The organism is Grimontia marina (genome assembly GCF_900060185.1).
Taxonomy (GTDB): domain Bacteria; phylum Pseudomonadota; class Gammaproteobacteria; order Enterobacterales; family Vibrionaceae; genus Enterovibrio; species Enterovibrio marinus.
Genome location: NZ_FIZY01000004.1, coordinates 142,807 through 153,622, shown reverse-complemented (window position 1 = coordinate 153,622; position 10,816 = coordinate 142,807). Strand labels below are relative to the sequence as shown.

The 10,816-nt window shown below is 48.4% G+C and carries 10 protein-coding genes, 2 tRNA genes and 1 pseudogene; 11 read left to right on the top strand and 2 right to left on the bottom strand.

Features of this window, described 5'->3' with window-relative positions:
• Window positions 1-205: pseudogene (locus tag GMA8713_RS28000) on the top strand (IS4 family transposase); the annotation flags it as partial.
• A 43-nt stretch (window positions 206-248) separates the two neighbouring features.
• On the opposite strand, the gene GMA8713_RS03865 reads toward GMA8713_RS28000, so the two are convergent.
• Together GMA8713_RS03865 and GMA8713_RS03860 are read right to left on the bottom strand one after the other, a co-directional pair.
• A tRNA-Thr gene (locus GMA8713_RS03865) sits at window positions 249-324 on the bottom strand.
• Between the two features lie 137 nt (window positions 325-461).
• Window positions 462-537 (bottom strand) — tRNA-Phe (locus GMA8713_RS03860).
• Window positions 538-898: 361 nt separating this feature from the next.
• On the opposite strand from GMA8713_RS03860, the gene GMA8713_RS03855 reads away from it, so the two are divergent.
• Genes GMA8713_RS03855 through GMA8713_RS03810 form a run of 10 tightly spaced genes read left to right on the top strand, consistent with a single transcriptional unit; the run spans window position 899 to window position 10,810 of the window.
• The gene (locus GMA8713_RS03855; protein WP_062705885.1) at window positions 899-1,177 is read left to right on the top strand and encodes an STAS domain-containing protein; all 279 of its coding nucleotides are present in this window, start codon (window positions 899-901) and stop codon (window positions 1,175-1,177) included.
• A 31-nt stretch (window positions 1,178-1,208) separates the two neighbouring features.
• Entirely contained in the window at window positions 1,209-1,568 is a 360-nt protein-coding gene (locus GMA8713_RS03850; RefSeq protein WP_062705882.1) for a response regulator, read from the top strand.
• Between the two features lie 22 nt (window positions 1,569-1,590).
• The gene (locus GMA8713_RS03845; protein WP_062705879.1) at window positions 1,591-3,660 is read left to right on the top strand and encodes a chemotaxis protein CheA; all 2,070 of its coding nucleotides are present in this window, start codon (window positions 1,591-1,593) and stop codon (window positions 3,658-3,660) included.
• Window positions 3,661-3,669: 9 nt separating this feature from the next.
• Window positions 3,670-4,176: a chemotaxis protein CheW gene (locus tag GMA8713_RS03840; protein ID WP_062705876.1), complete on the top strand. Its 507-nt coding sequence runs from the start codon at window positions 3,670-3,672 to the stop codon at window positions 4,174-4,176.
• A gap of 10 nt (window positions 4,177-4,186) precedes the next feature.
• Complete coding sequence (locus GMA8713_RS03835) at window positions 4,187-4,660, top strand: chemotaxis protein CheW (protein WP_062705873.1); 474 nt, start codon at window positions 4,187-4,189, stop codon at window positions 4,658-4,660.
• 5 nt (window positions 4,661-4,665) lie between these two features.
• A complete protein-coding gene (aer2, locus tag GMA8713_RS03830; RefSeq protein WP_062705870.1) occupies window positions 4,666-7,053 on the top strand; it encodes an aerotaxis transducer Aer2 in 2,388 nt (795 codons plus the stop codon).
• Window positions 7,054-7,055: 2 nt separating this feature from the next.
• A complete protein-coding gene (locus tag GMA8713_RS03825) occupies window positions 7,056-7,907 on the top strand; it encodes a CheR family methyltransferase (protein ID WP_062705867.1) in 852 nt (283 codons plus the stop codon).
• 44 nt (window positions 7,908-7,951) lie between these two features.
• Window positions 7,952-8,593, top strand: coding sequence for a chemotaxis protein CheD (locus tag GMA8713_RS03820; protein ID WP_062705864.1), 642 nt, complete (start codon window positions 7,952-7,954; stop codon window positions 8,591-8,593).
• A complete protein-coding gene (locus tag GMA8713_RS03815) occupies window positions 8,593-9,636 on the top strand; it encodes a protein-glutamate methylesterase/protein-glutamine glutaminase (protein ID WP_062705861.1) in 1,044 nt (347 codons plus the stop codon). The genes GMA8713_RS03820 and GMA8713_RS03815 overlap by 1 nt, the downstream gene beginning before the upstream one ends.
• Window positions 9,629-10,810 (top strand): methyl-accepting chemotaxis protein, encoded by a 1,182-nt coding sequence (locus tag GMA8713_RS03810; protein ID WP_062705858.1) that lies wholly within the window; start codon window positions 9,629-9,631, stop codon window positions 10,808-10,810. Before GMA8713_RS03815 ends, GMA8713_RS03810 begins: the two co-directional genes overlap by 8 nt.
• Window positions 10,811-10,816: the final 6 nt, after the last annotated feature.

Sequence of the window (10,816 nt, the reverse complement as noted above, 5' to 3'; positions counted from 1 at the left end):
TTTTATGATGGCATTGAGAGATATTCAGGATGAGCTGATGTGGTGTGCGATAGCAGCCCCCGGCTCAATCCCGAGAAAGCTAAGAGCCATGCGGGAGAGAGTGAAACGCTACATACTCCCCAAAAAAAGAAAACGGCCCAAAGCGAGGACCGTTCGTATTAATAAAACTCGCTACCCTGTTCGCTCTAAGCACCTTAAACCTTAAGTGATAGGTGTTATCGTCAATGACGAGGCTTTTTCGTTTTAGATGGTGCCGGCTACCGGAGTCGAACTGGTGACCTACTGATTACAAGTCAGTTGCTCTACCAACTGAGCTAAGCCGGCACACAAACCGTGGAAACGTTGCTGTTGTATCTGCACCATTTCACTTACCGCGTTGCCTGGAGGCGGAATTGACCGCGCCCGGCCAGGGACCGGCACATTTCCGCGAAGCGGAAAAGGTAGCAACACTTTCTTGAATTTGGTGCCTCGAGGCGGAATCGAACCACCGACACGGGGATTTTCAATCCCCTGCTCTACCGACTGAGCTATCGAGGCAACGGGCGCCATTAAATAGTAGTGCTGGGTTGATGTCAAAGTAATTTCTTACCCATATCGTTTGACTGCTGCTTTTTCGCCTAATTCGCGTTGAATTGCACCAAGCTGGTTTGGCTTTAACCAGTCACTAATGCGTTAATGTGGGCTTAACATTCCTTTACTGCTTTCATATGTCCTTAAAAACGTAAAACCTTTTTTTAAAAAGTGACTTATACTTTAGGCAGTGATGTCATTATTGCTATCAATTGTATCATTAAGGATGCAATGATTTAAAAGCCTCCCTTTCTTCTCAATATTGCTACACTTATTGTTACGCAAAGCTTTTCGATGTAAGTCAATCGTTAGGGGAGGGAATTCTTCGATGGGATTCTCATTGGGAGAACAACTAGACATTACACAGGTGATGGACCTAAAAGATCGCCTGCAAGCCGAATTTGAGCAGTCTGACAGCTTGCTGATCGATGGTAGCAAAGTATCACGTGTTGATGCGCCAGGATTACAACTTCTACTCACCGCCAGAAACCTCTGCAACAACCAGTCTAAAGGTTGGAAGTGGGAAGGTGCGTCCGGTGAACTTGTAGGGGCAGCAAAAACGTTAGGGTTGGTTGAGCCGTTAGGCTTAGTCGATTTTGCTGAGTAAGTTTTTCAGGTAGTTCAATCAGGGTGACAGTATGCGAAAAATTCTAGCGGCGGACGATTCTGTATCTATTCGCCAAATGGTTAGTCATACGCTCAAAGAAGCGGGCTATCAGGTAGAAACGGCTAATGACGGCGCTGAAGCGCTGCTTAAAGCCAAGTCAGGCCAATATGATGTCATCATCTCTGACGTCAACATGCCAAACATGGACGGGCTTGAGTTTGTCCGTCAGGTACGTTCTGTACCGCAATACAAATTTACACCGATTCTGATGCTGACCACTGAAACGTCAGCAGAGAAAAAAAGCATAGGTAAATCAGCTGGTGCAACTGGCTGGATTGTTAAGCCTTTTAATCCCGATACGCTATTGAAGACCCTGCAACGCGTCATTTAAGTGTTGAACCAAGGAGAACACTATGGCTTTGGACATGGATCAACTGCGCCGGATTTTCTATGAGGAGTGTCGTGAGAACCTTGAAGTCCTGGAGCGTGAGCTGCTTGCCCTTGACCCGGATGCAGAGGTTGATCTAGACATCATTAACACGATTTTCCGGGCTGCTCATTCGATCAAAGGTGGTGGTGCGACCTTTAATCTCAATGAGATCAGCCAGTTTACTCATGTTATGGAGACGTTGCTCGACGAAGCCAGAGAAGGAAAGCGTCGTCTTGATACTACTACCATTGATTTGCTCCTCAAAGGGGGCGATTGTATTAACAGCATGTTGGTGGCTTACGAAACTGGTACAGATTTCGACCATGCACTGAGAGATGCGTTGACTGACCAGCTTAATGATCTGCTCAACGGCGGAGTCACATCTGGTGATGCAGTACCTACTGCCAACGCTGACAAACTTCAGCCTGAACAGGGCAGTAGTGCGGGTGACTGGATTATTCACTTTAAGCCCCATAAAGAGATGTTTTTCTCGGGCAATGATCCGGTTCGTATTCTTCGTGAGATGTTCGATCTCGGTGCCGAATGCGTGATCGAATGCGTTCAGGATACCTTACCAACGCTCAGCGAGATTGAGCCTGAAATGTGTTACCTCAGTTGGAAGATCACGGTAGATGGCGTAGTCACCCGTGACCAGCTTGAGGAAATCTTCGAGTGGGTTGAAGATGAGTGCGATCTTGAAATCACCCAAGCTGAAGGCGAGCAGGTTGAAGAAGTTGTTTTAGAGGATGCGCCAACAGAAGCTGAACCAGCACAAGAAAATAGTGTCCCCTCTCCGGTATCTGCAAAACCTAAAGCTCCGACGAAAGCAACTGCATCTAAAGCCGATGCTGTCTCATCTATCCGAGTGGAAATCGATAAGGTAGATAACCTTATTAACCTCGTTGGTGAGCTGGTTATAACTCAATCAATGCTCACCGAACTTGGCCAAAACTTCTCTGAGAGCAAACTTGAACGCTTGCAGGCGGGGCTAGATCAACTGTTGCAAAACACCAAAGAACTGCAGGAGAGTGTATTGAACATTCGCATGCTGCCGATCAGTTTTGCATTCAATCGCTTCCCTCGTCTTATCCGTGACTTATCTTCCCAACTAGGTAAGAGCGTTGAGCTTATTATCGAAGGTGAGCAGACTGAGCTTGATAAGACCGTTCTTGAGCGCATCACTGACCCATTGGTTCACTTGGTGCGCAATGCCGTCGACCACGGTTTGGAATCGCCTGAAGTCCGACTTGAAAAAGGTAAGTCAGAAACAGGTCGTGTCAATCTCTATGCCTATCATCAAGGAGGCTCCATCGTTATTGAGGTGCGAGATGATGGTGCTGGCCTCAACAAAGAAAGAGTCTGGAAGAAAGCCATTGAAAAAGGCCTGCTCCATTCAGAAACCTCGATAGATGATCTGTCTGATCATCAGGTCTACAACCTGATCTTCGCACCGGGCTTCTCCACAGCAGAAGTTGTCTCGGATGTTTCCGGTCGGGGTGTTGGTATGGATGTAGTGAAACGGAACATTGAAGATCTTGGCGGGCATATCGAAGTAGATTCAAAAGCCGATGAAGGTAGTGTCTTCAGAATCAGTCTCCCACTCACACTGGCCATTCTTGATGGGCAATTGGTGAAACTCGCTGATCAGGTTTTTGTTGTACCACTCATTTCAATTATTGAATCCATTCAGATTGAATCGGACCGCGTGAAAGTGGCGACCGGAGGGGTAGAGCTATACCGCCTGCGTGATGAAAACATACCTATCCTTCGCTTAAAAGAAGAGTTCTGTCTCGGCGAATCTGGCACACTAGACAAGCAACTGCTTTGTCTGGTGGAGGCAGGTGGAAATCGTATTGGCTTGCTACTTGACGAGATGCTCGGGCAGCAACAAGTCGTTATTAAGAGCCTTGAGTCGAATTACACCCGCGTAAATGGTATTTCAGGCGCGACCATTCTTGGTGATGGTTCGGTGTCGCTGATTTTGGATGTGCAAGGGCTGATGTCGGGCTTCCTCAGCCGTGTCAGCGATGCAAACAACCATATTGCGGCATAGGAGGAGTAAATGAGTGAGCAAGCTCTGGCTGCAGCGGAAAATAAAGACGAAATAGTCGACGGCGGCGACCGACTTAAAGGCTCTGACTTTCTGAGTTTCGATTTAGCGCATGAGCTTTATGGCGTCGATATCCAGAGAGTTGAAGAAATCCGAGTCTGGGAATCGCCGACACTTATCCCAAGGGCGCCTGAATTTATCCTTGGCGTGATCAACTTGCGCGGAATGATCGTGCCCATTATGGATCTCCGTGTACGTTTCAATATCGGTAAGGTGGAATACCTGCCTACAACCGTTGTGTTAATCCTTAAAGCCGGTGAGAACGCTGGAAACCGCATGATGGGGATTGTTGTCGATGCAGTATCAGACGTGATCGATATGGGAGACAACAGCTTGATCCCGCCGATTGGTGATTCGGTCGTCATGCCGTTTGTTAGTGGCCTACTGAATGTTGATGCGCAGGTGATGAGCCTTCTGGATGTAGATGCGCTCCTCGATATCGACAACCTGGTGCATTGAGGAGTGAAAGATGTCTGAAGAAGTTATGGAATACCTCAGCTTCCTTATTGATGAGGAAGAGTACGGACTGAACATTCTTGATGTGAAGGAAGTTCGTGGTTGGTCGGAAGTGCGCAAGTTGCCCAACAGCGAGAGCTACCTGCTGGGAGTGTTAGAGCTTCGCGGTGAGTACATACCCATCGTCGATCTCAGGCAGCGCTTCAACATGGCTCCGTCGGTTTTGAGCAAAACCACGGTGGTCGTTATTGTGCGGAATGCGAAAGGTCAATCCCTGGGTATTATCGTTGATGCGGTTGCTGAGGTATATCAGCTTTCCGAAAGCCAAATTAAATCGGCACCCGGCTTTGTGAAAATTGATGAGCGGTACATCGAAGGTATCGCATCTGTCGAGGGCAAACACTTGGTGTTGATTCGTTTAGAAAAACTGTTCGATTTTGACGAGTTGCATGAAGTAACGCAGCCAGATCTGGTTAGCGAGGAATAACAATTATGTCGTGGTGGAAGAAAGATCAAACAGCTACAACTGAAAACACACAAAAAGATCAGGGACTAAAGGCGCATATTGTTTCCGCTCTGGACTCGGCGCAAACGGCGCTGATGATGGTCGATCGGGACTTCAAGGTGTTTTACGTTAACAACAAATCCATGGAATTGTTAAAGACGCATGAAGCCATGTTCCGATCTAAGTGGCCGAACTTCCGTGCTGAAAAAGAGTGGATCGTCGGGGCATGTATCGACATGTTCCATACTAACCCGGCGCATCAGCGACAGCTGCTGTCAAACCCCGCCAATCTTCCCTACGAAACCAACATTCAGGTGGACGATGTTACTCTTCGCTTGGTGGTGGGAGCGGTCACCGATGACAAAGGTGATTTCATCGGCAACACGTTGGAATGGGATGACATCACCGAAGCTCTGAAAACGGACAACGAACGCGCTCGTTTACAGGCGGCGATTGATCAGTCTCTAACGGCGATGGTACTTATCGACAGAGACTTCGCCATTACCTATATCAACGAAGAAACTGTCAAGTTGTTCGAAACTCATCAAGCGTCATTTAAACAAGTTTGGCCCGGCTTCACGGCGACCAGAGATTGGCTGATGGGTCGCTGTATTGATGAATTCCACAAGAATCCGGCGCACCAGCGCCAGCTTTTGTCTGACCCCAATAACCTACCTTACAAGACCGACATTCAGGTCGCAGGGATTACCATTGAGCTTAATGTTGCCGCGATTGTTGATGCGAAAGGTAATTACATTGGTAACAGCCTTGAGTGGCGTGATGTGACGGCAGAACGTGAGCGTGAAGTGGAAGTTGGGCGCTTGGTTTCTGCTGTGGAAGGCATGACCACAAATATCATGATGGCTGACAAAGACGGCAATATTACCTATTACAATCCCGCATTGAAGAAACTGCTAGGTAGCAGGGAAAGTGAGTTACGAGGAATTTTCCCTGGCTTTCAGGCTGATGCCTTGGAAGGGAAGAATATCGATATTTTCCATAAGAACCCCGCTCACCAGCGCAGCATCATCAGTAACCCTGACCGCTTGCCATACACCGCTGAAATTAAAGTGGGGAACCTTGAATTTTCCCTAACCTGTATTGCCATGTATGACTCTGCCGGTAACTACATTGGCCCAGCGCTGCAGTGGGAGGATATTACCCAGCAAATGGCAGGCCAGCGTGATGTTCAAGGGCTTATAGAAGCAGCCTCTGAAGGACGCTTAGACACGCGTATCGACACGACCAAATACACCGGCTTTATGGCAAACCTGAGTGGTGGCATCAATGGCTTGCTGGATTCTATGGTTGGACCACTAAATAACTGTAAAGACGTTATGTCCAAAGTCTCTGCCGGTAACCTCAAGGTGAATATGCCGGAAGACTACAAAGGGGAGTTTGCGTTGCTTAGCGACGCCGTCAATACCTCTATCACTAACCTTCGTGACATGGTTGAGAAGATCACAGCATCATCTTCCCGTGTCGCTTCAGCTTCGGGTGAAATTGCGGAGGGTAACTCAGACCTCAGCGAACGTACTGAAGAACAGGCAGCAAGTCTTGAAGAAACCGCTGCGAGCATGGAAGAGATGACTTCTACCGTGAAGCAGAATGCGGAAAGTGCTAATGCTGCAAACCGTTTGTCACTGGATGCCAGTACCAAGGCTCAGAAGGGTGGTGAAGTGGTGAAACAGACCGTGAAGGCGATGGGGGAGATTAACAAAGCGAGTAAGCGTATCTCCGACATTATTAGCGTGATTGATGAAATTGCCTTCCAAACCAACTTACTGGCACTGAATGCCGCTGTTGAGGCGGCGCGTGCCGGTGAGCAAGGTCGTGGATTTGCGGTCGTTGCCGGTGAAGTGCGTAACCTGGCACAGCGAAGTGCAGGTGCGGCAAAAGAAATTAAAGATCTCATCAAAGACAGTGTTGAGAAGGTATCTGAAGGCTCAAGGTTGGTTGATGAGTCCGGTGAGATGCTGAATGAGATCGTCGATGCGGTGGGTGAAGTCAGTACCTTGATTAGCAAGATCAACTCCGCGAGTCAGGAGCAAGCCACTGGTATTGATGAGATTTCTAAAGCCGTGGTCAAGATGGATGAGATGACCCAGCAGAACGCGGCATTGGTGGAAGAGGCCTCGGCGGCCAGCCAGTCATTGCGTGATGAAGGTAGTGAACTTCTCAACTTGATTGGCTTCTTCCAGGTGGACACTGCCAAGACTGGCTTCAGTGCAGCGAGAGAGCCGATTAAGAGCTTTTCCGGAAGTGCGCCTGCAGCGCCAAGGGCGTCAGTACCTGCACCTGCCAAGAAAGTGGCCAATGGACCAGCGCCTGCAGTGTCTTCGAAGGCTGCTGAAGATGACTGGGAGGAATTCTAACGGTGGACGCCATTCAGGCACTGAGCCAAATCGAAGAGCAACGTGAGTTTGAGTTCACCAATAAGGATTTTAATTATATTCAAGAGTTTATGCTCAGAGAGACGGGTATTTCTCTCTCTGAGCGTAAAAATTCCATGGTGTATGGACGACTGGCAAGACGCTTACGACGCATGGGGCTTGATAATTTTCGGGACTACTTTGACTGTGTTGAAAGAGACCTGGATGAGCGGGTAGCGTTTATCAACGCTCTGACTACCAATAAAACCCAGTTTTTTCGCGAAAAGCACCACTTTGACTTTCTGGCAAACACGTTGGTGATGAAGTGGAAGCAGCAAAAGAAACGCCGGATCCGCATCTGGTCTGCAGGCTGTTCAACAGGAGAGGAACCCTACACCATCGCATCAACGCTGGCAGCGTGTGGTGTGCTAACGCCCAACTACGATTGCAAAATTCTGGCGACAGATCTCGATACACAGGTGCTGGAAGTGGCGAGAAACGGTACTTACGGTATTGATGCCATGAAAGCGATTCCAGACAAGATGCTACGGCATGGCTTTATCCGCGGTAAAGGGAAAAAACAGGAACTGCTAAAAGTGAAACCCTTACTTCAACAGGCGATCACGTTTAAGCAACTGAACCTGATGGGGAGTTGGCCCCATAAGGGTCCACTAGATGCCATTTTTTGTCGTAATGTCATGATTTATTTTGAGAAAGATGTGCAGCAGAAGCTTATTCAGCGTTATTGGGAAAAGCTTGGAAGCGGCGGCATTCTTTTTATCGGCCACTCAGAAAGCATCGGACAGATGGGAAGCCAGTTTGAGAACTTGGGTCAAACCATGTTTCGGAAACCCTAGGCTTCGGGGTCCCCGTCCTGCATTAACATCGAACAGAGCTCTGTATGCATAAGATTTTAGAGCTTACCGGTTGTCCTATCGGGGCAGGGGCACGGCGTTTCTACCACCCCGGTAAGCAAATGATGATGGTTAAGATTCAGCCCGGTGAGGTCTATGTGACCAACGAGCGTGAATTGATCTCAACAGGGCTGGGTTCATGTATCTCTGCCTGTGTTTGGGATCCTTTCGTCGAACTTGGTGGCATGAACCACTTTATGTTGCCATTCGGCGATGCGGACGATATTGAGGGTTGGGACCCTACCCAATGGCGCTCCAATGCTGCGCGATATGGCAATTATGCCATGGAGCTTTTGATAAACACCCTGATCCAGCAGGGGGGGATAAAAAGCCGCCTTAGAGTGAAACTATTCGGCGGGGGCACTGTGATGGGGAAGCAGGCTAATGTGGGTGAAAAGAATATCGAGTTCATCCGCAACTACATCAAAAACGAAGGGCTAACGCTGGTAGGGGAAGATTTGGGCAGTGAGTTTCCCAGAAAGGTAGTGTTTGACCCTATGACAGGCAAGGCCTGGGTGAAGAAGCTTCGTGGTTATCGTGGTGAGGTAGAAGCAGAAGAAAGCACCTATAAACGCCGCTTGGTGAATGAGGCGAAACGACATGACGACGACAGTGCGGAGCTTTTTTAATGGGAAAAAGAGTACATAAGGTACTAATTGTTGATGACTCTGCCGTATTTAGAGCATTGCTCAGTGAAATTATTGATTCAGAACCTCAGCTTGAGGTGGTGGGTGTCGCCGTTGATCCTTATGAAGCGCGAGAGAAGATCAAGAAGCTCAAGCCCGATGTGATCACTTTAGACATCGAAATGCCTAAGATGGATGGCGTCCAGTTCCTTAGAAACTTAATGCGTCTTTATCCTTTGCCAGTAGTTATGATTTCAACGCTTACACAACATGGGGCGGAAGCCACACTGGCGGCACTTGATTTGGGCGCGGTCGACTACTTCCCGAAACCTACGGAGAACGTAGCGGCAGAAATGGATAACTATCGCCAGTTAGTCACAGAGAAAGTGAAGATGGCAGCAACAGCCAACATTGCTGGCGCGACACATCGTTCACAAGGTGAAATTAGCGTTTCTGGACGTCACTTCCGCTCGGACTTTGACATTATTGCCATTGGTGCTTCAACAGGGGGCACGGAAGCAGTTCGTAATTTATTGGAGGCGCTCCCTGAGATGATGCCACCGATTATCATTACCCAGCACATCAAAGCCGTTTTCAGTAAATCCTTTGCAGAGAGGCTTAACCGGGCTTCCAAATTGCAGGTAGAAGAACTCTCTTCGGACAAAGCCCCGCTGGTTAATGGTCGTGTCTATGTTGCTCCCGGTGATGAACATATACAGGTGATTAAACGCTCTGGTCGCTACTATTGCGTCCGCAATGACGGTGAGCCTGTTCAACGCCACAAACCATCCGTTGATGTGATGTTTTTCTCAGTTGCTGAAGCAGCAGGAAGCCGTGCAATGTCAATTCTTCTGACTGGTATGGGTAGGGACGGTGCGCAAGGCATGTTGAAAATGCGGCAAGCTGGTGCGGTGACGGTGGCGCAGGATGAGAAAAGCTCAGTTGTGTGGGGTATGCCAGGGGCTGCTGTAGAAATAGAAGCAGCGCAACATGTGCTGCCATTAGAAAAAATCGCAACGTACCTGGTAGGCAAAGTGTATGGATAGAAAAAGTGTTAGATGGGTTATCGCGTTGTTGGGGATCGCCGCGGCTTTCTACCCGATGGTGGTGGCGCAAACACCTTTAACAGTGTCTGTAGCAGTCGCTGTTTCGTTGGCTATGTTGTTGTTAGTGAACCAGAAAGAGAGTGCTGCAAGCGTTCAAGTTGTGGTGGGGACGGGCTATGAAGACACTCCTCAAGACGACAACACAGTCTCTTACGAGTCGACGGCGATTTTGCATAAGATTCACAGTATCCTGAATATTGAGCTGATCCCCATCAGGGAGCAGCTTGACAGACAGCAGGAAGTGATTCACGACTCAGTTCACAATCTAAATTCCAGTTTTTTTGGTATGGAGCGTGCTGTTGGCGAACAGTCAACACTCGCAAAATACATGGTGACTGAACTTCTTAACAACGAAGACAGTGAATACAATCTCGCCAAAGTGTTACCGGAGACCGAACAAGCCATTGATCAGTATATTGATCTATTAGTCCAGGTTTCGGAGAAATCCATCACGGCGATTCACTGTATCCATGACATGTCAGAAAAACTCCAGGCGGTATTTGGCCTTCTTGATCAGGTTCAGGCAATGTCAGATCAAACCAACCTACTGGCACTTAATGCTGCCATAGAAGCGGCGAGAGCCGGTGAGTTGGGCCGTGGCTTTGGGGTAGTCGCGTCAGAGGTACGTGATTTGGCAAACCGGGCGTCGACATTGAACAGCCAAATTCATCGCGATATCAATCTCGCTCAGGACACAGTCAAACAAACCAGCGCGATTGTGGGTGAGATAGCTACGCTCGACATGACCACGTCCATTGAATCCAAAACGCGTATCGAATCGCTTCTGAAAGGGGTTCAGGAAGTGAATAACCAAGTCACTTTGGAAATTGGGAAAATGACCGAGCAAGGCGAGGCAGTTCGCGCAGAAGTATCCAAGAGTATTCAGGGTCTACAGTTTGCTGACATTGTGTCGCAGCAGGGCCAGCACGTGCTTAACAATCTCCATATTTTGGAAGATTTGAATGACCTGATCACTGAGAGTCTGGCATCAGGAAATGTGGATTGGATTGCCCTCCACAAAGCAGTGGATGATATTGAAAAAATGGCTGGCTCAGCTGAGCGGGCACCGGCAAAACAAATGTCTGCAGATGAAGGCGACATAGAATTGTTTTAGGAGACA

Bases quoted from the DNA above. Each gene is read 5' to 3' on its own strand.
- GMA8713_RS03855 (WP_062705885.1), top strand. From the start codon at position 899: ATGGGATTCTCATTGGGAGAACAACTAGACATTACACAGGTGATGGAC.
- GMA8713_RS03850 (WP_062705882.1), top strand. From the start codon at position 1,209: ATGCGAAAAATTCTAGCGGCGGACGATTCTGTATCTATTCGCCAAATG.
- GMA8713_RS03845 (WP_062705879.1), top strand. From the start codon at position 1,591: ATGGCTTTGGACATGGATCAACTGCGCCGGATTTTCTATGAGGAGTGT.
- GMA8713_RS03840 (WP_062705876.1), top strand. From the start codon at position 3,670: ATGAGTGAGCAAGCTCTGGCTGCAGCGGAAAATAAAGACGAAATAGTC.
- GMA8713_RS03835 (WP_062705873.1), top strand. From the start codon at position 4,187: ATGTCTGAAGAAGTTATGGAATACCTCAGCTTCCTTATTGATGAGGAA.
- aer2 (WP_062705870.1), top strand. From the start codon at position 4,666: ATGTCGTGGTGGAAGAAAGATCAAACAGCTACAACTGAAAACACACAA.
- GMA8713_RS03820 (WP_062705864.1), top strand. From the start codon at position 7,952: ATGCATAAGATTTTAGAGCTTACCGGTTGTCCTATCGGGGCAGGGGCA.
- GMA8713_RS03815 (WP_062705861.1), top strand. From the start codon at position 8,593: ATGGGAAAAAGAGTACATAAGGTACTAATTGTTGATGACTCTGCCGTA.
- GMA8713_RS03810 (WP_062705858.1), top strand. From the start codon at position 9,629: ATGGATAGAAAAAGTGTTAGATGGGTTATCGCGTTGTTGGGGATCGCC.